The organism is Chroococcidiopsis sp. CCALA 051, from assembly GCF_003015105.1.
Taxonomy (GTDB): Bacteria; Cyanobacteriota; Cyanobacteriia; order Cyanobacteriales; family Chroococcidiopsidaceae; genus Chroococcidiopsis; species Chroococcidiopsis thermalis.
This window is the reverse complement of sequence record NZ_PYCI01000048.1, coordinates 21,037-43,291: the sequence shown is the minus strand read 5'-3', so window position 1 is coordinate 43,291 and position 22,255 is coordinate 21,037. Positions and strand designations below refer to the sequence as shown.

General features: G+C 42.7%; 23 protein-coding genes and 2 riboswitches. Of the genes, 14 read left to right on the top strand and 9 right to left on the bottom strand.

What is annotated here, in order from left to right; all coding sequences use genetic code 11:
• Positions 1 to 1,043: ATP-binding protein (locus C7Y66_RS13815; protein WP_158265924.1), on the bottom strand; the 1,043-nt coding region annotated here is incomplete at its 3' end.
• A 297-nt stretch (positions 1,044 to 1,340) separates the two neighbouring features.
• On the opposite strand from C7Y66_RS13815, the gene C7Y66_RS13810 reads away from it, so the two are divergent.
• Positions 1,341 to 1,820 (top strand): hypothetical protein, encoded by a 480-nt coding sequence (locus tag C7Y66_RS13810; protein ID WP_106546012.1) that lies wholly within the window; start codon positions 1,341 to 1,343, stop codon positions 1,818 to 1,820.
• A 48-nt stretch (positions 1,821 to 1,868) separates the two neighbouring features.
• On the opposite strand, the gene C7Y66_RS13805 is transcribed toward C7Y66_RS13810, so the two are convergent.
• Complete coding sequence (locus C7Y66_RS13805; RefSeq protein ID WP_106546011.1) at positions 1,869 to 2,453, bottom strand: hypothetical protein; 585 nt, start codon at positions 2,451 to 2,453, stop codon at positions 1,869 to 1,871.
• 346 nt (positions 2,454 to 2,799) lie between these two features.
• A complete protein-coding gene (locus tag C7Y66_RS13800; protein ID WP_106546010.1) occupies positions 2,800 to 3,990 on the bottom strand; it encodes a sensor histidine kinase in 1,191 nt (396 codons plus the stop codon).
• 298 nt (positions 3,991 to 4,288) lie between these two features.
• A riboswitch (cyclic di-AMP (ydaO/yuaA leader) is annotated at positions 4,289 to 4,505 on the top strand.
• Positions 4,506 to 4,876: 371 nt separating this feature from the next.
• Here C7Y66_RS13800 and C7Y66_RS13795 point away from each other — a divergent pair.
• From C7Y66_RS13795 to C7Y66_RS13770, 6 genes are all read left to right on the top strand, one after another.
• Positions 4,877 to 6,214 (top strand): ArsB/NhaD family transporter, encoded by a 1,338-nt coding sequence (locus C7Y66_RS13795; RefSeq protein WP_106218843.1) that lies wholly within the window; start codon positions 4,877 to 4,879, stop codon positions 6,212 to 6,214.
• 155 nt (positions 6,215 to 6,369) lie between these two features.
• Positions 6,370 to 6,518, top strand: a riboswitch (cyclic di-AMP (ydaO/yuaA leader).
• Positions 6,519 to 6,617: 99 nt separating this feature from the next.
• Entirely contained in the window at positions 6,618 to 7,460 is an 843-nt protein-coding gene (gene ntrB, locus C7Y66_RS13790) for a nitrate ABC transporter permease (RefSeq protein WP_106546009.1), read from the top strand.
• Between the two features lie 79 nt (positions 7,461 to 7,539).
• On the top strand, positions 7,540 to 8,946 hold the full coding sequence (locus tag C7Y66_RS13785; RefSeq protein WP_106546008.1) for an ABC transporter substrate-binding protein: 1,407 nt from the start codon (positions 7,540 to 7,542) through the stop codon (positions 8,944 to 8,946).
• Positions 8,947 to 8,994: 48 nt separating this feature from the next.
• Complete coding sequence (locus C7Y66_RS13780; protein ID WP_106546007.1) at positions 8,995 to 9,834, top strand: ABC transporter ATP-binding protein; 840 nt, start codon at positions 8,995 to 8,997, stop codon at positions 9,832 to 9,834.
• Between the two features lie 138 nt (positions 9,835 to 9,972).
• On the top strand, positions 9,973 to 10,590 hold the full coding sequence (locus C7Y66_RS13775; RefSeq protein ID WP_106546006.1) for a universal stress protein: 618 nt from the start codon (positions 9,973 to 9,975) through the stop codon (positions 10,588 to 10,590).
• 74 nt (positions 10,591 to 10,664) lie between these two features.
• The gene (locus C7Y66_RS13770) at positions 10,665 to 10,799 is read left to right on the top strand and encodes an SDR family NAD(P)-dependent oxidoreductase (RefSeq protein ID WP_015153645.1); all 135 of its coding nucleotides are present in this window, start codon (positions 10,665 to 10,667) and stop codon (positions 10,797 to 10,799) included.
• A gap of 82 nt (positions 10,800 to 10,881) precedes the next feature.
• Here the strand turns inward: C7Y66_RS13770 and C7Y66_RS13765 are convergent, their stop codons facing one another.
• The 3 genes from C7Y66_RS13765 to C7Y66_RS13755 form a co-directional block, all read right to left on the bottom strand.
• The gene (locus C7Y66_RS13765; protein WP_106218498.1) at positions 10,882 to 11,667 is read right to left on the bottom strand and encodes a class I SAM-dependent methyltransferase; all 786 of its coding nucleotides are present in this window, start codon (positions 11,665 to 11,667) and stop codon (positions 10,882 to 10,884) included.
• Between the two features lie 655 nt (positions 11,668 to 12,322).
• Positions 12,323 to 13,096 carry a DUF1350 family protein gene (locus C7Y66_RS13760; RefSeq protein ID WP_015153643.1) on the bottom strand — a complete coding sequence of 258 codons (774 nt, stop codon included), beginning with the start codon at positions 13,094 to 13,096 and terminating at the stop codon, positions 12,323 to 12,325.
• A 26-nt stretch (positions 13,097 to 13,122) separates the two neighbouring features.
• Complete coding sequence (locus C7Y66_RS13755) at positions 13,123 to 13,908, bottom strand: transglutaminase family protein (RefSeq protein WP_106166938.1); 786 nt, start codon at positions 13,906 to 13,908, stop codon at positions 13,123 to 13,125.
• A 93-nt stretch (positions 13,909 to 14,001) separates the two neighbouring features.
• Here C7Y66_RS13755 and C7Y66_RS13750 point away from each other — a divergent pair, with 93 nt between their 5' ends.
• Positions 14,002 to 14,289, top strand: a complete 288-nt coding sequence (locus C7Y66_RS13750) for an antibiotic biosynthesis monooxygenase (protein ID WP_106546005.1) — start codon at positions 14,002 to 14,004, stop codon at positions 14,287 to 14,289.
• A gap of 33 nt (positions 14,290 to 14,322) precedes the next feature.
• Here the strand turns inward: C7Y66_RS13750 and C7Y66_RS13745 are convergent, their stop codons facing one another.
• Positions 14,323 to 14,934 (bottom strand): hypothetical protein, encoded by a 612-nt coding sequence (locus C7Y66_RS13745; RefSeq protein WP_015153640.1) that lies wholly within the window; start codon positions 14,932 to 14,934, stop codon positions 14,323 to 14,325.
• A 292-nt stretch (positions 14,935 to 15,226) separates the two neighbouring features.
• Between C7Y66_RS13745 and C7Y66_RS13740 the strand changes: the two genes are divergently transcribed.
• The gene (locus C7Y66_RS13740; protein WP_106546004.1) at positions 15,227 to 15,709 is read left to right on the top strand and encodes a PD-(D/E)XK nuclease superfamily protein; all 483 of its coding nucleotides are present in this window, start codon (positions 15,227 to 15,229) and stop codon (positions 15,707 to 15,709) included.
• Here C7Y66_RS13740 and C7Y66_RS13735 read toward each other — a convergent pair.
• Positions 15,706 to 16,563, bottom strand: a complete 858-nt coding sequence (locus C7Y66_RS13735; protein ID WP_106546003.1) for a DNA adenine methylase — start codon at positions 16,561 to 16,563, stop codon at positions 15,706 to 15,708. The genes C7Y66_RS13740 and C7Y66_RS13735 overlap by 4 nt on opposite strands.
• Positions 16,564 to 16,792: 229 nt before the next feature.
• Between C7Y66_RS13735 and C7Y66_RS13730 the strand changes: the two genes are divergently transcribed.
• From C7Y66_RS13730 to C7Y66_RS13710, 5 genes are all read left to right on the top strand, one after another.
• On the top strand, positions 16,793 to 16,999 hold the full coding sequence (locus C7Y66_RS13730) for a DUF751 family protein (RefSeq protein WP_015153636.1): 207 nt from the start codon (positions 16,793 to 16,795) through the stop codon (positions 16,997 to 16,999).
• 182 nt (positions 17,000 to 17,181) lie between these two features.
• Positions 17,182 to 17,601 carry a 30S ribosome-binding factor RbfA gene (rbfA, locus tag C7Y66_RS13725; RefSeq protein WP_106546002.1) on the top strand — a complete coding sequence of 140 codons (420 nt, stop codon included), beginning with the start codon at positions 17,182 to 17,184 and terminating at the stop codon, positions 17,599 to 17,601.
• A gap of 517 nt (positions 17,602 to 18,118) precedes the next feature.
• The gene (locus C7Y66_RS13720; protein WP_106218495.1) at positions 18,119 to 18,565 is read left to right on the top strand and encodes a DUF732 domain-containing protein; all 447 of its coding nucleotides are present in this window, start codon (positions 18,119 to 18,121) and stop codon (positions 18,563 to 18,565) included.
• Positions 18,566 to 18,759: 194 nt separating this feature from the next.
• Positions 18,760 to 19,932 (top strand): M20 family metallopeptidase, encoded by a 1,173-nt coding sequence (locus tag C7Y66_RS13715; protein WP_106166945.1) that lies wholly within the window; start codon positions 18,760 to 18,762, stop codon positions 19,930 to 19,932.
• A gap of 167 nt (positions 19,933 to 20,099) precedes the next feature.
• Positions 20,100 to 20,357 carry a hypothetical protein gene (locus C7Y66_RS13710; RefSeq protein WP_106166946.1) on the top strand — a complete coding sequence of 86 codons (258 nt, stop codon included), beginning with the start codon at positions 20,100 to 20,102 and terminating at the stop codon, positions 20,355 to 20,357.
• Between the two features lie 23 nt (positions 20,358 to 20,380).
• Here the strand turns inward: C7Y66_RS13710 and mgtE are convergent, their stop codons facing one another.
• A complete protein-coding gene (gene mgtE, locus C7Y66_RS13705; protein ID WP_106218494.1) occupies positions 20,381 to 21,781 on the bottom strand; it encodes a magnesium transporter in 1,401 nt (466 codons plus the stop codon).
• Positions 21,782 to 22,255 lie beyond the last annotated feature (474 nt).

Below are 22,255 nucleotides of genomic sequence, written 5' to 3'. Positions count from 1 at the left end.
GGTGGGGGTGGTGCTTCGGGTGGAGTTTGTACGACTGTTGCTCTCGGGACGATGACTAATTCTACGGCGCGACGAAGATCTTCGGCTGTGACTGTGGTTCTGCCTTCTAAAGCGGCGGCGGCTTTGGCGACTCGCACGGCGTAGAGTTCGGCGCGGTGTCCCTGGACTCTAGCGCGTACCGCTTCATCGACTAAATAGGCAATTTGCTCGTGGGTAATTTGTACGTCTTTGAGCCACTCTCGCGCCAAGATAATTTGAGTTTTGAGATTGTCGAGATCTTCGGCGTATTGCTGGAGAAACTGCTGTGGTGAGGTCGTGTAAGCGATCGCCTGTTCTACTGCTTGGACTCGTTCGTCTAGACCTAGCACGCTATCCGCAGAAAGAGCGATCGCGATGCGATCGAGCAGGTGTTCCCGTAACGCTCCTTCTTCTGGGTTATACGTAGCGATAAATAAAGGCTGACAGGGATGCCCAAAACTAATTCCTTCCCGTTCGATTTGGTTGCGTCCCTCGGTTAAAACCGTCAGCAGTTGGTTGCTAATACTGTCGTCGAGTAAGTTAATTTCATCGACATACAACACGCCACGATGGGCAAGTGCCAGCAGTCCTGGTTGAAATACGGTTTCTCCCTGTTTGACCGATTGTTCTACATCCACCGAACCTAAAAGTCGGTCTTCTGTCACGCCTAAAGGAATTTGTATGAATGGTGCGGGAATCACTTCTGTAGGGACGTTACCCTCTGTAGAGACGTTACCCTCTGTAGAGACGTTACATGTAACGTCTCTACTTAGTTCGTCGTCCCATTCTTCAGGGCGATTGGGATCGCAGTTACAAAAAGAACCTTTAACAACTTCAATCGGCGGTAAAAGGGTATGAATTGCCCGCGCCATGACTGATTTTGCCGTACCGCGACGACCTGCGATCGCGACTCCCCCCAAACCAGGATCGACGGCTGCTAGTAGCAGGGCTATTTTAATGGCTTCTTGTCCCACAACAGCAGTTAAGGGAAAACTGGTAACGGTTGCAGTAGACGACGCAGGCATGGTTTCAATCTTTAAGCTTCCAGCCTTCTAGCATATCAATTCTTTGTCCCTTACTGAAAATAAGACAGTTAACGGTTCGGAGAGCGATCGCCCTTCTATTTGTCAGTCAAACGATATTCTCATAATTTCAATACTTTATAAAGCTTGCATAAACATGCGTGAAATCTCACAAGAATTAATTGATCTTTAATATTTTTTTGCCTGTCTTTGCGCATTCTTTACCTACAAAATGAATTCGCTCGGTAAACTATGTACGTATATACTTAATCCGCTAATCTAATAGGTAAAAATCATATTATGTGTATTGTATGTGGAGTTTTCTTTTCTGGCTTGACACTGTTTACACCCGTAACAGAAGTTCCAAATTCAGCTAACTCAAACGCTGCTAATCTCCCTAAAGTCCAATATCAACAAACTCAAAGCAAGTCATTGACGAAACAGGCTCAAATTAAGCTATCTAATATGCTGAGTCGATTACCTGTTTCTGAAGAAACGCAAGTATTGCGAAAGGAACTTAAATCAATTCAAGTACAGTTAGAGCCAATTAAAGATGATGCTAAGGCTCAACAAATTATTGAAAAGGAATTAAGAACTGTATATCAGAGAATTTTAGAAAAACCAAGTTATCAGCAAGAGTTTAATGTATTTATGAAACTGCTAGAAGTCAAGTCCGATCGACAAGCTATTCATAACCTGAGTTTGAACTTGGCTCAAAATAACAGCGATCGCTCGACTCTATTTACAGGACAAAGCAAAAGCTGGGGTTGGATACAATAGCTGGTAGGGTGCGTTATCAACGCACCCCACGAATCTACTGTTACTTCTTTATAGCGCGCGACTGGCTGTCTCAACTACCGTGTCATAATCTACATAGGCTTCTACCAACGTGCCTGGTTTTACGGTGATATTTTTGCCTTTAATAAATACGCCAAATACGCTGACAAGTGCTGCCACAGCTACCATAGTTGCACCCCGACCTTTACCATTTTTCTCCACGGTCGATCGCAACGGAATTTTAGTACCATCCACTGCTTCAATTTCTTCCACAGTAAAGTTTAATTGTCCTTTTTTACCAAACATGCGAGCGCGTTTTGCTTCAGTAACTTTTCCAGTCGCTCGCGCTCCTTTTTTAATCAAAATTTCTTTGGTTGGTGAGAGGACATTTGTTGCTGCATAGTAAACAACAATATCTCCCTCTTGTGCTGTCTTTGAGCTAAGTTCTTCAGCTAGTTCTAATTGCAGTTTAGTTCCTGACGCTAATGTTAGCTTTTTCGCTATGAGCATTTGCGATCGCTCTAATTTTAGTTCTGAGTTTCGCAGTTTTAGTGGTTCCGAGCCTGCTGGAGCCAGCCAGATTGTTTGCAATAGTAAGACGAGTCCAAAAGATAAATAACGACGGTCAAGTTTCATTTTTCGAGTTCCTCATGCTTTTTTATAGCAACCTAGTCAATTAAAATATGCTCTATACTTAAGCGATTAGAGCATACTTTAATAGCTACACCCATAATTAAATAACGGTTCGCTTTAACTATGTAGCTTCATTTCTTCTGTAGTTACACTCAGAACGGCATAAATACTTTTGCCTATTTCTGTTAAGCGATCGCAATTATTAATTTAGAAAATTCTGAGAAAAATTGGCTCAACAATAGAAAGTTTTAGCAATTGTCTAATATTTCTTAATTAAGAATAATTAAAATAAGATGATTTTAGCTTAACAGTCAAAAATAATAAATTACAAATAGCCGATCGCGGAATATTATTTTGTTTTAACTTTGAGCGGAAAAGTCACTGTAAATGTCGAACCAACTCCAACCTCAGAGGCTAATTCAATCTTTCCCTGCAACAGCTTGACTAAGCGCGAAACGATCGCCAGCCCCAAACCCGTGCTGTTGGGTGTGGCGATCGTTCCGGCTTGAAAATAGGGTTCAAACACGCGCTGCTGTGCTTCTGGCGCAATTCCCACGCCTGTATCGGCAACTGCGATCGCCCATCGTTCGCGATCGATCGTCCAACATTTCACCGAAATCTTTCCATCTAGCGTGTAGCGAATCGCATTACTAATCAGATTCGTCACAATTTGCTGCAATCGTAACGAATCCGTGACAACTTCTTTTGGGGCTGAATCTAAATCGAGGCTCAATTTGAGTTCCTTGGCTTGTGCCGCAGGCTGCATCATAGCAACAAGATCGCTTGTTAGCTCGCGAATCTCGACTATTGCAGGCTGGAGTTGCATTTGCCCTGCTTCGTATCGCGAGATTTCTAAAGCATCGTTAATCAAGTGTAATAAATGCCTACCACCGCTTAGCACCCGTTCGATATGTTCTATGTTGGTGTAACTATCTTTTACCTCAACTCTGTCTTTCCGCTGTAGGCGCAAAAATAAATCGGCATAGCCAATGATTGAAGTCAAAGGGGTTTTCAGTTCGTGGGCGAGATGAGAAAGGTTTTCGCGATTTGCCCGCACCAGCCGCGTTAATTCCTGATTGTTGAGTGTCAGTTGACTTTGTAGCTGTTGTAGTTCTGCCAATCGTTGTTCGGTGTAACTTTTAAAGCAGCGGGCGATCGCTTCATCAATGACAGTATCAATTAACCGAAAAGCACGAATCACCTCTAACGCTGAGCTTGTCTGCAAGCTTGTCTCAATGGTAGAGAAGATAACATGACGCAGAATTCGATACTCTCGGGCAATTTCCCCAGCCTCAAATCCTTGTTCTGCCCTAATGACACCGTGTTCTAAACTCACCTCTACTAGTGTTTTCAAATCGCTATCTTGTGATTGAGAAAGCACTGTTGCCATCGCTTGAATTACGCGCGGTATGCTGTCTTGCAAAGACTTGTACGGCAGTTCGTTAGCTGTTTCAATTTGGTCATCTGCACGAATGGCAGCAATCCAGTCCTTCAAAATCGTATCGCTTCGATCGAGCAGCAGTTGACTGAAATCTTGCATCACTTCAAGCACGCATAGAGATAGGCATGGCAATCTTCAGTTTATCGGAACCTGCCAGATGGTGGAACCACTCTATCGTTCGATACTTCGGTAAGCAATGCTATGGTACTTCGCCAGTGGTTCGTCCGCATTTCTGCCCCGTAGAGATAGCTGAAAAGCTTTTCGACACTAATAGTGGATCGATTCCCCTGCTGAAAATTTTGGCTTGATGTTATTGTAATTGTCTGCAAAAATTGCACGCTACCCGGAATAATTTGACGAATTTGAGTAAGAATGTTAAATTTCTCTTCAATAGTTTGAAAACAGTTAGCCTAATCCAGTGGTGTCTGTGTTGAGGAGTTCAAGACTTTAGTAAAACTGGAGCGGAGGAACCAAAATCTGGGGCTTATCTGGTTTAAAGATGAATTAGCAAGAACGAGTATCGAGTTCAGATCTTCATAATTCATCCTTGACAAGAAGAACATCTCTCAGTTCTAGCCCGTCAGCTAACTCCGTAGGCGTTGAGAGGAGACTGAAATAAGCAACATTATCAATAATGTGCTGCTTGGTTCAGCTTCCAAGGCTCGTACTGTTAAGCCTGTTGTACCTGCACTTGAAGAGACTGAAAAATAGCAGATGAAAATCCCACAAAAATCACTGGTAAAAATAAAGCAATTCGCCTTGAAAAATTGTCAGGCACGCAACGCTCACTCTACTAGGCTTGAATTTCAAGCATCAAATAGAACTGCTATAGTTGCGGAATCACAAACAGATGCGATCGCTTCATTACCTTAGCCGTATGTAGCTAACTACCAATAAATATCAAGCGCATTAGTAGAGTTTTGTATGGATGTAAAGCTCTATAACTTTGGTTAGAATAATTAATAATCAAACCAGTAGTAATAATATGGAAAACTGGCAGGCGATCGCTAGCACTATTACTTTCCTTAGTGTCATCTTTTTCGTGATGACAGAATGGATACACTTGACTATCGCGGCATTTTTAGGAGCATTAATTCTTGTTTTTACAAATGTGTTAACGCTAAATGAAGCAATTGGATATATTGGTAATAGCTACTCTACCATTGCTTTGTTTTTTGGCGTAATGGTGTTGGTACGAGCTTTTGAACCTACAAAAGTTTTTGATTATTTAGCCACCCAAATTGTGATTTTAGCTAAAGGACAAGGCAAGCGCTTGCTACTGGGAATTGTGGCAATTACAACTCCAATTTGCGCTTTTTTGCCCAATGCTACAACAGTTATGTTACTAGCACCGCTGATTCCTCCGATTGCAGAGGAAGTAGGGGTAAACTTTGTACCACTACTCATCTTAATGGTATTCGTAGCCAACAGTGCCGGATTACTAACATTGGTAGGAGATCCAGCTACATTTATTGTCGGAGATGCCGTAAACGTCAGCTTTATTGATTACCTCGCGCGCCTCAGTTTAGGTGGAGTTATTGCAGTTATTACTGTGGTTGCAATGCTACCATTTCTATTTCGTAAAATTTGGCATAAAGATTTAGAAGATTTAGAACATCTTCCCCATCCAAAAATTAATCATCCTCAAGTTTTAACATTAGGGATTGTTTTGATTGCTGGTGTTTTAACATTCTTTGTTATTGGGGAAATGTTACCAATTCCAATTTCTCCTGCTGCGGTAGCTTTATTAGGTGCAGCTTTAGCATTGTTACTGTCACATCATAGCAAAATTGATACAGTTAATAATATTTTGCGAGATGTCGATTGGAGTACGTTAATATTTTTTATGTCCATTTTTGTCTTAATTGGTGGACTAGAGAAAACTGGAGTCGTGACTAGCCTTTCTGGTGTTCTAGCAGCAATTTTAGGAAAAAATATTGCTTTAGGTTCGCTAGCGTTACTCTTTTTTGTTGGTATAGTCTCAAGCGTCGTGCCAAACATTCCTTTGGTTGTGGCAATGGTTCCGTTACTCAAACAGTATGTAGTCAATATTGGTTTGGCATCGCCAGTAATTCTAGAAAAAAGTTTTACAGGAGAGTTGCCAGCAGAAGTATTACCTCTGTTTTATGCCATGATGTTTGGTGCAACGTTAGGTGGAAACGGAACTTTAGTTGGAGCCTCTTCTAACATAGTTGCTGCCGGAATTGCCGAACAACACGGACGGCGAATTTCATTTAAAACCTTTCTCAAATATGGTTTACCCGTAATGGCAGTCCAATTAATAGTTGCTGCTATATACGTTACAATTCGGTTTTTGATTTAATTGGTCATTTGTCATTTGCGATTTGCGATCGCTACCCAAAAACTCCGCTCGCTGCCTTACCACTTACCAATTACCAATCACCAATTACCAAATAAATACATATATCTACAGAATGATTGACGGTAGAGAAATAGCGATGATATCTTAGGAAAGTTAGAGTAAGTCAGCCTAATCTAGTCCTTCACATGTATATAGATGAAGCTAGAACGGAGGAACCAATTGTAAGGGGCTTATCTTAATTTAAGAGGGGCATCTCTCAGCCCTAGCCCGTCAGCTAACTTCGTAGGCATTGAGAGGAGACTGAAGAGTAAGCATTATTTCATTAATGTTTTGAACTCATCAGTGTTCCTATCTGGTACTGCTCGATTTTACGTACCTGCGATTAACTCTGAGGAGTATCAATATGATATTTCAGTTAAATCTTGCTACTCTAGCAGTAGCCGGACAAGCTGCGTGGAAAAGGGTTAGACCGATTGTTATCAGGGATGCTGTTCTGTTACCTGCCGCTGGTTTCTTGGGCATCATTATTTTGTGGTGGGCGATCGCTCTTGTCAATCCCGAATTAATGCCTACTCCACCACAAGCACTAGTAGCGAATTTAGACTACATTCTCAATCCATTTTACCAAAGCGGTCCAGGCGATTTAGGCATTGGCTGGCTATTGTTGGCAAGTCTGCGAAGAGTATTAATCGGATTTGCTTTAGGCGCAGCAGTAGCAATTCCTGTTGGCTTCTTGATTGGAATGTCAAAGCCAGCAATGATGGCACTCAATCCCATTATTCAAATCTTCAAACCTGTATCGCCTTTAGCGTGGTTGCCGATCGCCTTAGCGATTTTTAATTTGGCAGATCCTTCGGCAATTTTTGTAATTTTTATTACTTCTTTGTGGCCCACAATTATTAATACAGCCTTGGGTGTTTCTAGCGTATCGAAAGACTATATCAACGTTGCTAGAGTTTTAGAAATGCCACGTTGGAGACAGATAACTAAAATTATTTTGCCCGCTAGTTTACCTTATATTTTTACAGGCTTGCGAATTAGTTTAGGTATCGCTTGGCTGGTAATTGTTGCTGTAGAAATGCTCACAGGTGGTGTTGGGATTGGCTTTTTTGTCTGGGATGAATGGAGTCGCCTCAATCTTAGTTCCGTCTTCCTCGCAGTATTGGTAATTGGCTTAACAGGCTTACTGTTAGACTTCGCCGTTGCCAAAATTGAATCTCTAGTCATCCACCGCCGCCCCGCATAAATTTGCGCATGTAGAGACGTTACATGTAACGTCTCTACTATTTGTCTGGCAAATGACCAATGACCAATGACAAATAACCATGAACAACTGGACGCGACGCGAGTTTTTAGCAGGAATAGGCGCGACAGCGGCGGGAATGTCGCTGGGTGGTTGCGCGATTAGCGGCGACAGAAGCGCCACAGGACTTACAGCAGAAGCCGCAGCGATCGAACAAATAGTCGATCCGAAAACCTTAGAAAAACCAAATTTGACCGTAGGTTACGTACCAGTCAACGACTGCGCCCCATTTGCGATCGCTTGGCAGAAAGGATTTTTCCGCAAGTACGGACTAAATGTCAAACTCAACCGCGAAGCTAGCTGGGGAACTTCGCGAGATGGCATCATCTTCGGACGTACCGATGCTGCTCCCGTTGTCAGTGGTGCTGTCACCAACGCCAGGACAGGGGCAGAAGGCGCGCGTCATGCCCCCCTATGTGCGGCAATGACAATTCACCGTCACGGCAACGCTATGACCATGAACCGCGCCATGTGGGATGCAGGTTTGCGTCCTTGGCGGGAGTACAACGGCAACTTAGAAGAATTCGGACGCGATTTTCGCAATTATTTTGACAACTTGGCTTCAGAGAAGCGAGTCTGGGCAGTCGTGTTGAGTTCTGCTATTTATGAATATTTCGTCCGCTACCTCTCAGCGGCGGCGGGTGTCGATCCAACCAAAGAATTTCGGATTATTATCATTCCTCCCCCCCAGATGGTGACGAACGTGCGGATTGGGGCGATGCAAGCTTATATGGTTGCCGAACCCTGGAACACTCGCGCCATTACAGGAAATGAGGGTGTAGGTTTTACCTTTGCCCAAGGTAAAGAAGTGTGGCAGGGACATCCAGATCGATTGCTGGGGGTAATGGAAAGCTTTATTACTAACTACCCAAAAACATATCGATCGCTAGTTAAGGCAATGGTTGAAGCCTGTCAGTATTGCAGCAAACCAGAAAATCGGGAAGAAGTTGCTAAAGTGATTTCACAACGTTCCTTTACTGCGGCTAAGCCGAAATTGACCCGCGCTGCGATCGTTGGAGAGTACAACTATGGTGGTTTCGATGGCAAAAAACGGCTTGTCAAAGCACCGGAAACAACAGTCTTTTTCGATTATCCCGCTCACCTTGCCACAATCCCAAACGACCATTCCACCTTTTTATGGCAGTCTCAAAGTTTGTGGTTAATGACTCAATCGGTACGGTGGGGACAAATCCCAGAAGTTCCGAAAAATGCCGAGGCTGTAGCCCGAAAAGCCTGGAGAACTGACATATACCGCGAAATCGTCGCCGAAATGGGAATTGAATGTCCGAAAGAAGATTACAAGGTAGAACCAGCCACAGCTTTTATTGACAAAAAAGCTTTCGATCCTAGCGATCCAGTGGGATATCTCTACAGTTTTGAAATTAGAGCAAATCGCCCAAAATCTTTCTTTTTGTCTGGTAATGGGTAATAGGTAATTGGTATTTTTCCGACTCCCGACTCCCGACTCTCTAATCTTATGACCAAATCCACAAGTTTTTATCCTAACCAAAACGAGCTTGACTATAATTCTCGCAACTTCCTAGAAATTAAAAACCTCGTCAAATCTTATCGCAATCCTAATGGCAGTGAATTCGTCGTGCTAGATGGCATCGATCTGACTATAGCGGAAGATGAGTATATTTCTATTATCGGTCACTCTGGCTGCGGTAAATCAACTCTACTAAAAATTGTGGCTGGGTTAGAAAAAGCTACTGCCGGATCGGTAAGGCTGGAAGGTAAAGAAATCCGCAAACCAGGCGCAGAAAGAATGATGGTGTTTCAACAATATTCCCTTTTGCCGTGGTTAACAGTACGGGAAAATGTTAGGCTCGCAGTAGATGAAGTGATAAAAAATGCTAGCCGTGCCGAAAAAATTAGCATTGTAAACGAACACTTAGCAATGGTGAATTTAACAGCGGCAGCAGATAAGTATCCTGATGAAATATCGGGAGGGATGAAACAGCGAGTAGGAATTGCACGAGCTTTAGCAACTCGTCCAAAAATGCTACTAATGGACGAACCTTTCGGAGCGCTAGATGCTCTCACTCGCGGAAAATTACAAAGACAAGTCTTAGATATTTGGGAACATCAGCGACAGGCGGTGATGATGATTACTCATGACGTAGAAGAGGCAATTTATATGTCCGATCGCATTGTTTTGATGACAAATGGTCCCAACGCTAAAATTGGTGAAATCATCGACGTTCCCTTTCCTCACCCACGCGATCGCCATGCCATGCGACATTCAACAGAATACGTGGAATTGCGCGATCGCGCCTTAGATTTTCTCGATCGCTATTTCACCCAAGACGAATAAGTTGTCAGAAGTCAGGAGTCAGAAGCTAGAAGAATGTATATCTATCTAGATTCTCCCTTGTCCCCCTTGTCCCAATTTTGAATGCGTGAATTTTGAATTTTGAATTTTGTCTCCCTCCACTCACCCAAAGGAAAAACTGTGAACCTCAAACCCATTCTGGCGCGGCTGCAAAATGCTCTAGGTAGTCAAGACGTACACAACTTGATTTTGCGGATGCCAACTGGATATCAAACTCAGAATAATACATCCGAGCGATCGCTAAATTTAGTTGTCGGTTATGACGGTTCTCCTGACAGCCAAGCAGCGTTAGATCTAGCTTTATTAATTGCTCATCAAACTCGCTTGGCGACTCAAAACCAAGTCACAATTCACGTTGTTTATGTCTTAGATGAAGTACAAATAGAGTTACTGACCAAAATTTATAGCTCCAGTTCCTCAAAAGCTTTTCGTCGGGGACAAAAGAAATCTACACCTGTCGCCACTCTCTCTGGAACTCAGGCACTCGCAACCAAATCTAAAACAATTTTGTTAGCACAAGCAGACGAAATTTTATGGCGAGCGCGATGTTTAGCTGAAGCATGGAAAGGTACGTTTGTGGCTCATCTACGATTTGGTTCTTTAGCTACGGAACTCAAAAATATTGTAGAGACTGAAACAGCAGACATACTGCTGTTAGGTTGTCGTTCTCAAAATAGTCTAGTGATTCGGCAACTAGATCCAAGTCTTCCTTGTGCGATCTTAGGAATTTCTGAATAAATGAATAAAATTTATCTAGCCAGAAGTCTAATATCTTTTTAAGATATTTTTGAAACTTTATAGGATAGAAAAACATGAGCGAAGTTAAAAAAGTTGCGATCGTGACGGGAGCAAATCGCGGTTTGGGTTTAGAAACTTGCCGTCAATTAGCAAAACAAAATATTAAAATTATTCTAACCAATTGTGTGGCTGGCAACTTTAGCGGATGATGGACCTACGAGCAGCTTTTTCCGCGATCGCCAACTGATAGAGTGGTAATCTTACTTGTGGCGATCGTATCCGCTCTCTATATTATTGCTCTGATTTGACTGCCCTCCCACATACAATCAGTGGGAAACGCGGATCGTTATATTCCAATTTCGCCTTAGCAAAATCATAAGCTACCATGCCTCGGAGTTCTCCAGCAGCTACAAGAGAATTTCCATAAGTTTGTATGTCGATCTGTTCGGCAAGAAAAGATTTAGCTAAGATGTAGTGCAAACCGCGAGCTGTAAAGCGCCAGTATTCGGGATAGGCAGGATAATTGATTGTAATATTCGGTACGGCAATCAGTAATACACCCCCTGGCTTCAAAATACGATGCATTTCTGAAACGATTTTTTCTGGTTCTGCAATTATGTGTAAGACATACGTACAAATGATACAGTCATAAGTATTACTAGGTAGATCGTTTGGTTGAGTTAAATCGGCAACAATAGTTGCATTTGGAATAGAATCCTTGTTTAAAACATCTAGCTTGGTAATCCGATCCCTAAAACGAGATGTATAAGTATCGTCTTGAAATTCTAGGCAATGACCTTTAATATCTGCCGTGAATTTTTGTAAATACCAATCTAAATAAACGCGATGAGCGCTATCTCCTCTCTCACACCAGTTTTCTGCTAAAGGCTGCACGCCTACCTGTAGTAGCTCTACTCTTGTTTTGAGCATAAATAAAGGTTTTAATGCTTGCTTGGCAGATTGCTTAAAACTCTTTGGTAGCAGTTGTTTTCCATTATTAAATATTTTCTTGAGCTGCTCAGAAAAACCTTTTGTCTTAGGCGGAAAAAGCTGTCCAATACTATCAAATTGGCTCACAATCCATCTCCTTATACCTGGTTAAAATGGCTATACTTCTAAATCGCTAATATCAGAAACCCAGCGATGTTAAAGAATGTATCTATAGCAGTTCTAAATGATTTGTAAAGTAGGCTTCTAGCCTGCGGCAGGCTAGAAGCCTACTCCACGTTCATGAATCAAATAGGATTGCTATATCAGCAATAATGTACTTGAAACTTAAAATTGATATGCTGACAAGTCAACTCGGTTCGTGTGAGTTGCGAAGCTCTGATTCAGCTTAAATTCGTATTGTAGAGTACAATTCTATAGCTACAAATCTTGTGCGATCGAGCTTAGGTAATATATCAATTCACAACATTTTTAACTCTGTATGTCAGGTATATATGACTAGAGTTATGCCAACTTATAAAATTACTATTATGGTGGCGTAAGTAAAATTTGCATATCTGTGCGCTGGTTTAGAGATAAATACTGCTGTAATGTAGGAGCAATTTGCTTATATGTTAATAAGTTAAGAACTGCATAACTTTAATTCCTCTGTCGCTAGGTGGAAACACAATTAAGTATAGACAATAATTTTATACGTGGTTAAAAAAGCTGAATTTAACTGACTTTATATGTATGCAACAGAGGCGCGATCGAATCTATAGTATTTCTACACGCTCGATCGCTATCACAACATAGAAACGGGATTAAGCCACTGTACGATTGTTTGTCTTAGCTGTCTTAAATCGCGAGAAAACTCTTGCTTAAACCACTGTCCTACTGCATCGAGAGGTGTAAAGTTAGAACCAGTTTGCCATTGTAGGTCTTGACTTAAAGGCGTGGTATGAGTACCGCTGAGGGTTTTTAATGTTACCATCCCAGGAAAGCGTTGATGCAGCAACTTCACCAAAGCTTCAGACTGATCGATCGTGTCATTGGTAAACTTGATCGCTAAGTTGCGGCGAACCTCGTAACGAGTTTGCAACAGAGTATTGGTTTCCAGAGGAGAAGGGGTAAACTCGACAGAGAAGCCCGGATTAAAATTCAACTGCTGTACCAAGGGGATAGCATCTCGCGCCGCATAATTATTGAAAGAAATGAGGATATTACCAGCGCGTTCGACATTAAACAGACTGCCAATCAATAGATGGAGTTTACACCCCATACTATGCCCCACGCCGTAAATTGGTAAATAGCGGCTGCGCAGGAGGGATTTAGCGTAAAGTTGTCCGATCGCATTTTCAAACCCATTCAGTACCGAGCGGGCGATCGCGGTATGATCTAGAGTGTTGACAAACGGCGTAGCAACGACAACGTAATTTTCCTCAGCGAGTTGTTCTAAGAGCCAGCGATACGTCAATTGAGGTGCAGTGGCGACAAACGCACCGCCTAAAAAATGCACGATCCCGATTTGCTTGTGGGGAACTAAAACCCAGTTCCCAGCAATTTCTTTCCATTCCATGAGCTTAGGGAGTGGGGAGTAGGGTTTTAGGTATTAGCTTTATCTACCCAAACTTTCATATTCTTCAATTGTACTGCACCAAATTGGGTAACTAAGGCAACATCAGCCGCATCTCGTCCGTAGGCGATCGCAATTCTATTACCCCTTGGTTCTTTTTGGGTAGCATCAAACGTATACCAACGTCCACCTACAAACGCTTCAAACCATGCGTGCAGATCCATCGGATCTAACTCGTAAAGATATCCTACTACCATCCGCGCCGGAATATTCAAACTGCGGCTTAAGGCGATACCCAAATGGGTAAAATCGCGACAGACCCCTACTTTTTGCTCGGCTGTATCCACAGCAGAAGTAGAAGCATCGCTCGTACCGTAGCGATATTCTATATTTTGCTGAATCCAACTGCGAATCGCCTCTACTTGATCGTATCCAGGTGCAGCATTGCCAGCAATCTCATTTGCTAGATCTCCCAAGCAATCTGCTTGACAATAGCGACTGGGTAACAGAAATTGCAGCGTACTTTCCGGTAAATCCTGTACCAACACATACGGCGCGCCTGGTTGAGTATCAATTTTATCTGCGGTGTCTACTTCAGCTGTAGTTTGTACCTGAAATGAACCTGGAGGCGCTACCATCCGCTGACACAAATTACCATAACTATCGGTATACTCTATAACTTGTGCGCTGGGTTCGATGATGTATTCCTCTCGCATCACCCATTGTCCCAATCCACTGCGAGGTCTAAGCATGAAAATGAGTGGAGTTGGCGCGTTGACTTCATATGTAATTTGACACCCTGCAATCAGCCGCATTCTTACCTCCTCTTGACTTAGTTTATAAGTATTTACATATATGCTGTTTAGTACAAAAACTGTATTATTAGCTAGTTTCCTGGGAGGGATTTTATGATTCTTGAGGCAGTAATGCTGAATGTCAAGTTGGGAATGGAAAGCGATTTTGAAGCAACTTTCAAACAGGCTTCCAGAATTATTTCGGCTATGAATGGGTATTCATCCCACGAATTACATAAATGTATAGAAATTAAAGGAAAATATTTATTACTTGTTAAGTGGAAGACTTTAGAAGCTCATACAGTTGAATTTAGAAAGTCTCCTGAATATCAACAATGGAAAAAACTATTACACCACTTTTACGATCCATTTCCAGTAGTCGAACATTTTGAAAAAATTTAACCATGGGGTGGGCATTGCCCACCTTACTATTGTCTACTGAGAAGAACTTTCGCTTGTAGTTGTATCTTGACCTAACGTACCCTCAGCAGATGGTGTTTGAGATTCGGTAGTAGCACTGTTATTCTGTTGGGGTTGAGTTGTTTCAGCTTCAGTTTCAGGCTGTGTAGGAGCGGGAGTTGTCATATTTTCGTTCTGCTGTGGAGTAGATGCTGGGGGTTGCAGAACTGGAACTGGTACTTCCTTAATTCTCTCAATAATTGTTTGTTTTTCCGAACTGCGATCGACCGTAGAAGATTCTGTGTTTGGTTTGTCGCTAGGTACAGGAACGAGAACAGGTTGTGGTGTCGATGTAGATGCTTGAGGAGATTGATTCAAATACCAAATGACTCCCGCACTCAAAGCTGCAATTGTTGTCAGCAGAATTCCCAAAAGCAAACCTCTCGCTGCATTTTCATTATCTCTTACAGTTGATGCTCTCTCTTGAGTGCTGCGCTCTGCAACTCGACCGTGTACGTAGCCATGCTGATAAGAATCATTAGATTCAGTTGTCTTTGTCACATTAACATGGGTGTTACCGTTAGCATCTTGATAAGACTCTTGACGCACTTCACGGTTATAGCTATTGCCTGGGTTTAGATTAGACATGATTTCAATAAAACTCCTTTCAAGTTATCTAATGTTTTATTTGATACTTAAGTTTAGACAAAATCAGCATAATCCCTGAAATCAAACGAGTCACTCTATCCCCAGAAGGGATCTCTTTCATGCTATTCCTCTATCTTGAGAAGGATTGTTCAAGAAAAAGCTGAGATTCCGTAATTTCTAGTAGTTGCGTTGTGTCTTTATATTTTTGTAGTTAGACTCAGTTTGATAATTAGAGCTTTTACATGGGAATCATAAATTGTAGAAGACTTACAAATCTAGATTCAGGATAAAAATGACACAAGGTGGTAGAGCAAATAAATCAGGTAATGTGTTAGAAAAAAATGTTGAAGCAACTTTATTAACACACGGATACGTTCAAGTAGATAAGAAATTACAGAGAAAAAAACTCTTGCAAAGCCTGCTCAGCTCAACTAATCTATCTAAAAGATATGCAAGACAGGTTTACATAGGACAAGGAATATATGGTACTGATATTTATGTAGACTTTTATATAATTGGTTCTACTACAATTCCCTCCGGTCTAATAATTGAGTGTAAATGGCAGCAATCTGGTGGCTCAGTTGATGAAAAACTACCTTACGTCAACCTAAATGTGCTAACTTGCTATCCTGCGCCAGCCGTTGTGTTAATTGATGGTGGAGGAATGAAACCAGGAGCAATTGCTTGGCTAAACGCACAAGTTACTATAAATAGTAATTTATTAGCAGTTCATACACTCTCTAGTTTTATTGCTTGGGCTAACAATCATCTTTAATATGAAGTTACCAATAACTCATTAATTTTTCCTCTTCTCTCAGCTTTAGAATTAATAGCTCTGGCTGCTAAAACTTTGTGAATTTTAAAATCTTGATACAATTCTTGAATGAAAGAACAATCGGAATTAGATAACATGACCTTAACCCCACGTCGAGCTAATTCTGCAAATGTATCTCTCAATCTAATCTGATCTTTTTCGTTAAAAGAGTAACGACTATAACCTGTAAAGTTACTAGTATCGCTCAAGGGATGGTAGGGTGGATCGAAATAAACAAAATCCTCTGGCGTTTTAGCAAAATCTAAAATAGCATCAAAAGGTCTAACCTCTATGACTACAGATTGAAGAGAGACTGAAACTAAACGCAATAACTCTGCATTACAAATAGTAGGATTTTTATATTTTCCCATTGGGACATTAAACTCTCCTTTAGAGTTTTCACGGTATAAACCGTTAAAACAAGTTTTATTCAGATAAATTAATCGCGCTGCCATTTCCACAGGCGTTCCTGTGAACTGCGATCGCACCCGATAATAATAATCGCGCTCGTGCTGTTCTTGATGCCGTGCCAACAACTCGATTAATTCCTCAACGCGATCGCGCACGCAACAATACACATTGACCAATTCAGGATTAATATCTGTCAGTACTGCTGGAAACTTTTTTGTCGGTTTATCGTTTCTAGCCACTCCATACAAGTAAAAAAAGACTGCCCCTCCTCCCAAAAATGGCTCGTAGTACGTAGCAAATTTTTGAGGAAAGTAAGGAATATATTGAGAAATCAACTGGCTTTTACCACCCGCCCATTTTAAAAACGGACGCGGAAGGCTTAACTGGAGTGACTGACGTAGCATTCAAAGAATTGAGTAGTGAACAGTTATCAGTTATCAGTCTAGAGACGTTACATGTAATCTCTGTACAAAGCGATCGGTGGCTAGTGAAAGCGTGGCTGGTGACAAGAATTGAGCCAAGCCACTAGCTACCAGCCACCAGCCACTCACGAATGACCAATAACAAATTGCTATAGAATAAACGTAATTCACATGAAAAAAATTTAACAGCTAGACAAGGCTTATAAATCAAATGTTTGATGGCTTCTGGGAAAACGTCTCTCGCTACCCCCGCTACTTTGTAACAATCGTCTTGGGGATTTTCTTAAACGCCATATCTCCATTGACTCCCCTATTCAAGCGTCCCACAACCGCGATCGCGATCGTCGGTATGTTTGTTGGGTTATCTTTGTTCGTCCTATTTACCCTCCGCGCTATGTTGGGCTTAAGCCCGTCCTAATAAAATAGCGAAGTAACGCGAGAATAAGCGTATAGCCGATCGCCAACCGATCGAGCAAATGGAATCAGTATTATAATCTTTTGCCTGCTGCCTTCTTGCAATAGCTAATAGACTAGAAAAGTTGGGTAGAACCATTGGTTGGCTCTACTGATTTGATTCAAGTATGAGGAAGGGTTATTGTTATGGCTACAAGTCGCCGCGTGGATCGCGTTGCTGAATTAATCAAACGCGAGGTAAGTCAGATGCTATTAAATGGCATCAAAGACGATCGAGTCGGTGTAGGTATGGTTAGTGTTACCGATGTAGACGTATCCGGCGATCTACAACACGCCAAGATCTACGTATCAATATATGGTTCAGACGATGCTAGAGAGCAAACTATGGCAGGCTTAAAGTCAGCCACAGGGTACGTTCGCCGAGAGTTAGGGCAAAGAATCCGTCTCCGCCGCACTCCAGAAGTTGTATTTCACGAAGATCGTTCGATTGAAAGAGGAACAAGAGTGCTGTCGCTGATTAATCGGCTCAATCAAGATCGCCCCGCCAATCTAGAGCCAGACTACAAGGAAGATGAAATCGAAGTCTCCGCTGAGGATGAAGCGTAACCTACTGATATCACAATATGTGAGGGGCATATAGCTGTGTGTCCCTACCTGTGCTTCTCGATTTAGGAAATGAGGCATAATTTGCTATCTTGCGCTATCTTGTGCCGATATAGATCGGCTTCTAAGTTGATGTACATATAAAGTTTATGTAGATTTAGCGATCGCCGCTAAAGTCCAGTAGCTTTACCTATCAATCCGGTATGGCAAAACAGACTCTAAAGCTAAATTAAATCTGAAATGAGATACGATACCGTACATTCTCTGTATCTAGCATGTTTCTATCTCAAGGTAGAAAAGATTGCCGAACTTGCCCTTTGTTGCTAAAACCCAGATGCAGCCAGTGCTGAATTCTCTTAAGGATCTTTTTAGAAAATATTCAGTTTCAGAAACCTAGTCTGAGTCAAGGTTTGGATTAATCTTAAAAAAATACGAAAAAATTTAAGATTTTTTTTATAATTCTGTTAGATCGTCACCAAGGTTGGGCATAACAAATATAGAAATCTATCTTGGTAACGTTATGAACTTCCGCCTCAATGCAACCATCGCTGCTGCTGCTATTGCTCTAGTTTCTGGTTTCCAATTTCAAGCTTTTGCCTCCGAACCAGACTACCTCTGCTTCGTTACGACTGATGCGGGGGACGTGCTGGACTTATCTCAATCCCTATGTGCTGCAAAAGCTACAAAATCGACAATCGCAGCTCTAGACAAAGCATTTATTGAAGCTTATAAACAGCAAGCCATGACACACGCTGACGTACGCGATAACTTGATCGCTAATATTCAGCAATCTCCAGAAGCTAATATCGCAGCCGCAAAAGGTGTTTGTAACGACTTAGAAGCCGGAATTACCCTAGAGGAAATTCAAGAAGCTCAATCGGAAGAGCATGAAGCAAAAGCAGATGAGGTCAATTCGGAAATCGTCAATAAACTAGCTACACAGTACTACTGCCCAGGCGTGCAGTAAACCTATTCATCTCTCGATCGATAAATCAAAGTGCGATCGCCAAACGTCAAGGCATGTCAGCAGATCGTCACATAATATTTCCTCTCAGACACAATTTGACTGTTGAATCTGTATATATCTGCTCAAGTAGTCACGAACTGCTCGTCTTATCTTATTTATGATGGGGGAAAGTTGATTATATATATAAATAGTCAATGCTTACCCAAATAAAAGACATAGCCCTAAAGTTAGCGCCGCGTTTAATTGAAATTCGCCGCCATCTCCACAGTCATCCAGAATTAAGCGGTCAAGAGTATCACACATCTGCTTATGTTGCTGGTGTCCTTTCGTCTAGTGGAGTTCATGTAAAAGAGGCGGTTGGGAAAACTGGTGTATTAGGAGAAGTGCAGGGACATGGTAGCGATCGCCGCTTATTGGCAATTCGTACCGACATGGATGCACTACCCATCAACGAACGCACGGGATTAGAATTTACTTCCAGAGCGACAGGTGTGATGCACGCCTGCGGACACGATGTCCACACCACCGTAGGACTTGGAACTGCTATGGTTCTTTCCGAACTAGCATCCCAGTTACCAGGTAACGTGCGGCTGTTGTTCCAGCCAGCAGAAGAAACTGCTCAAGGAGCCAGTTGGATGATTGCTGACGGGGTGATGGAAAATGTCTCGGCAATTCTATCCGTACACGTCTTCCCTTCCATTCCCGCCGGAAAGGTAGGTATCCGCTATGGGGCGCTAACAGCAGCAGCAGACGAGTTAGAAATTACTATTATCGGTGAATCGGGGCATGGGGCGCGACCCCACGAAGCGATCGATGCTATTTGGATCGCCGCGCAAGTCATTACCACCTTGCAACAAGCCATCAGCCGCACGCAAAATCCGTTGCGTCCAGTGGTATTGAGCATCGGACAGATTACAGGTGGTAGAGCGCCAAACGTCATTGCCGACCAAGTAAAATTACTTGGCAGCGTGCGATCGCTCCATCCCGAAACCCGGACTAATCTACCTGGGTGGATCGAAAAAATTGTCGCGAATATTTGCCACTCCTACGGAGCGCAATACGAAATGAGCTATCGCCCAGGAGTACCAGGGGTGCAAAATAATATTGGTCTATCCCAAATTTTACAAACAGCCGCAGAAGAGGCTTGGGGAAGCGATCGCGTTTTAGTTTTAACCGAACCGTCCCTTGGTGCGGAAGACTTTTCACGCTATCTCGAACACGCTCCTGGCGCTATGTTCCGCTTGGGGGTAGGATACGAAGATCGCACGAACTATCCCCTGCACCATCCTCAATTTGAAGTTAACGAAGCCGCGATCGTTACTGGTGTCGTCACCCTTGCCTACGCTGCGGTGAAGTATTGGCAATAGGAGAAGTCGGAAGTCAGAAGTCAAAAGTTAGAAATTCATCTTCTCTCCCTGCTCTCTGCTCCCTGCTCCCTGCTCCCTAACAACTAACAACTGACTTAGGAAAGATGCAGCTATATCCACAGATTTGCTACTTTAACAAAAAATACCGAGACAGTAGTAATTACAATATGGCATCACCTACACCACTGCAAGGTACTGAATTAGTTGACTGTGCGAGAGCAAACGCTAAGCAGGGAATTGAAACTGCTGCCCGTCAGTGCGGTTTTGGTGAAGATTTAAATGGTTTTTCACAAGCGCTCAAGCAAGCCTGCGAAAGCATGAATTTACAAGTGAAGGAACTGAGCGAACTCATTACCGATGACGAGATGATTCTTCAAATGGGTAAAGGGGAAATTGTTGCACCCGATAGTGCTTCGGAACTGTGAGCGGGGGTTAGAAACTGGGAATTTTAGACCCGTAAAATGACTCTTGCCAAGTTGAAATAAATCAAAACTCCTAATACGTCAACTGCGGTTGTGATAAACGGCGCTGACATCAAAGCTGGATCTAAGCCTAGTAAGCGAAATAAAAATGGTAGTGCAGAACCGGAAACAGAAGCCAAAACAGAAATTGCGACAAGACTAACTCCCACGGCGATCGCTACCGATAAGTTTCCTTGTAGGAAAAAAGCCCAAATAGTAGCGATCGTTCCCAACATAGAACCGAGTAACAATCCAGCCAGTGCTTCTCTGACAATGACTTGTGCTGGTCCTAACGCCCTAATCTCATCGGTATTCATCCCGCGAATTACCACAGTTGAAGACTGCGCCCCTACGTTACCACCAGTCCCCGTTAGTAGTGGGATAAATGCTGCCAGTGTCACGACTTTTTGTAAAATCTCTTCTTCAGCTTTAATAATCGTCCCTGTCACGGTATTTGTAATTAGTAAAACAAATAACCAGACGACTCTCTTACGGGCAACGGAAAACAAATTACTTTGAAAATAGCCATCGCCCCCAGATTGCACCCCTCCACCTAAAGCGTAGATATCCTCGGTAGTTTCCTGTTGAATAATATCAATTACGTCATCTACAGTAACGATGCCTACAAGTCGCTGTTCGCGATCGACGACTGGGACAGCGAGAAAGTCGTAACGCTGAATTAATCTAGCTACTTCTTCTTGATCGGTATCTGTATGCACGCAGATAGCATCGCGGGTCATAATTTCGCCAATCGTTTCTTGCGGATCGGCAGTGACTAAATCACGTAAAGATAAGGTTCCCGTCAGCCTTCTCGCTGCATCGGTGACGTAAAGGTAGTAAATAGTTTCTGTATTTTTAGCTAAATAGCGAATGCGTTCCAGGGCTTGCGTGACGGTCATTCCCTCTTTCAGAGAGATTAACTCTGGGGTCATGATCCGCCCTGCTGTTCCCGTTTCGTAGCCTAATAGTAAAGCGGTGGCTTGCCGTTCGGAAGGGCTGAGTTGTTCTAGCAAGCGATTGACAATTTTAGCGGGGAGTTCGTCGAATAAGCGGGCGCGATCGTCTGGCGACATTTTATCCACGATATCGATCACGTCTTGGCGCTTGAATTCTTGAACGAGTGCTTCTTGTACGCTATGGTCGAGATATTCGTAAACTTCGATCGCCTCGCCTTTAGAAAGCAAGCGAAAGGCAAGGACTTGCATTGGTTCGGGTAAGCCTTCAATGGCTTCGGCGATATCAGCAGGCTGTACCGGAACCAAAATGGCTTTAGCTCCCTGTAAGTCTCCCTGTTCCAGTAGGGCTAGCAGTTGAGTACGTACAAGGTTGCGTAATTCTCTACGGGAGAAGTTTTGCAGGGTCGAGGATGGGTTGTTACGATCGGTCAATAGCCTATCCTCCTATAACAGTCAAGTGAACGTGCTGCCTTTAGTCTAGGTGACGGTGGCAGCTACCAGATCGAAGCATACTATTTTTCGGCTCGATGTTTTAGCGCGATCGCTTACTAATGTAGGTTAAGTAGCTGCGATCGCAATTTTCTAAATTCCTGGTTTCGATTCTCTCTAATCTTGGCTCTAGGCACATCGCCTAGTTGGTAGAGTTCGTTGTAAAACAAGGTCGGCGATCGTGCCTCAACAACTTAACTATCGAGTTCCAAATATCTTCTGATAGCGGTTTTCAATTGGATGCAATACACGTCTGGTAGGGGCGCTTTCTCGCTCGCGCCCCTACAAATGTCATCCATACAATCGAGAATTGCTATGAGGATAGGCAACATAGATCGTTTTCTGGAATTGGATAGATTCCAATTGAAGGAACTCTATGTGAGGCTTCATCGTCTCTATAGGTGTTTCCTCTTATAG

Bases quoted from the DNA above. Each gene is read 5' to 3' on its own strand.
- C7Y66_RS13810 (WP_106546012.1), top strand. From the start codon at position 1,341: ATGTGTATTGTATGTGGAGTTTTCTTTTCTGGCTTGACACTGTTTACA.
- C7Y66_RS13805 (WP_106546011.1), bottom strand. From the start codon at position 2,453: ATGAAACTTGACCGTCGTTATTTATCTTTTGGACTCGTCTTACTATTG.
- C7Y66_RS13800 (WP_106546010.1), bottom strand. From the start codon at position 3,990: ATGCAAGATTTCAGTCAACTGCTGCTCGATCGAAGCGATACGATTTTG.
- C7Y66_RS13795 (WP_106218843.1), top strand. From the start codon at position 4,877: ATGGAAAACTGGCAGGCGATCGCTAGCACTATTACTTTCCTTAGTGTC.
- ntrB (WP_106546009.1), top strand. From the start codon at position 6,618: ATGATATTTCAGTTAAATCTTGCTACTCTAGCAGTAGCCGGACAAGCT.
- C7Y66_RS13785 (WP_106546008.1), top strand. From the start codon at position 7,540: ATGAACAACTGGACGCGACGCGAGTTTTTAGCAGGAATAGGCGCGACA.
- C7Y66_RS13780 (WP_106546007.1), top strand. From the start codon at position 8,995: ATGACCAAATCCACAAGTTTTTATCCTAACCAAAACGAGCTTGACTAT.
- C7Y66_RS13770 (WP_015153645.1), top strand. From the start codon at position 10,665: ATGAGCGAAGTTAAAAAAGTTGCGATCGTGACGGGAGCAAATCGCGGT.
- C7Y66_RS13760 (WP_015153643.1), bottom strand. From the start codon at position 13,096: ATGGAATGGAAAGAAATTGCTGGGAACTGGGTTTTAGTTCCCCACAAG.
- C7Y66_RS13755 (WP_106166938.1), bottom strand. From the start codon at position 13,908: ATGCGGCTGATTGCAGGGTGTCAAATTACATATGAAGTCAACGCGCCA.
- C7Y66_RS13750 (WP_106546005.1), top strand. From the start codon at position 14,002: ATGATTCTTGAGGCAGTAATGCTGAATGTCAAGTTGGGAATGGAAAGC.
- C7Y66_RS13745 (WP_015153640.1), bottom strand. From the start codon at position 14,934: ATGTCTAATCTAAACCCAGGCAATAGCTATAACCGTGAAGTGCGTCAA.
- C7Y66_RS13740 (WP_106546004.1), top strand. From the start codon at position 15,227: ATGACACAAGGTGGTAGAGCAAATAAATCAGGTAATGTGTTAGAAAAA.
- C7Y66_RS13735 (WP_106546003.1), bottom strand. From the start codon at position 16,563: ATGCTACGTCAGTCACTCCAGTTAAGCCTTCCGCGTCCGTTTTTAAAA.
- C7Y66_RS13730 (WP_015153636.1), top strand. From the start codon at position 16,793: ATGTTTGATGGCTTCTGGGAAAACGTCTCTCGCTACCCCCGCTACTTT.
- rbfA (WP_106546002.1), top strand. From the start codon at position 17,182: ATGGCTACAAGTCGCCGCGTGGATCGCGTTGCTGAATTAATCAAACGC.
- C7Y66_RS13720 (WP_106218495.1), top strand. From the start codon at position 18,119: ATGAACTTCCGCCTCAATGCAACCATCGCTGCTGCTGCTATTGCTCTA.
- C7Y66_RS13715 (WP_106166945.1), top strand. From the start codon at position 18,760: ATGCTTACCCAAATAAAAGACATAGCCCTAAAGTTAGCGCCGCGTTTA.
- C7Y66_RS13710 (WP_106166946.1), top strand. From the start codon at position 20,100: ATGGCATCACCTACACCACTGCAAGGTACTGAATTAGTTGACTGTGCG.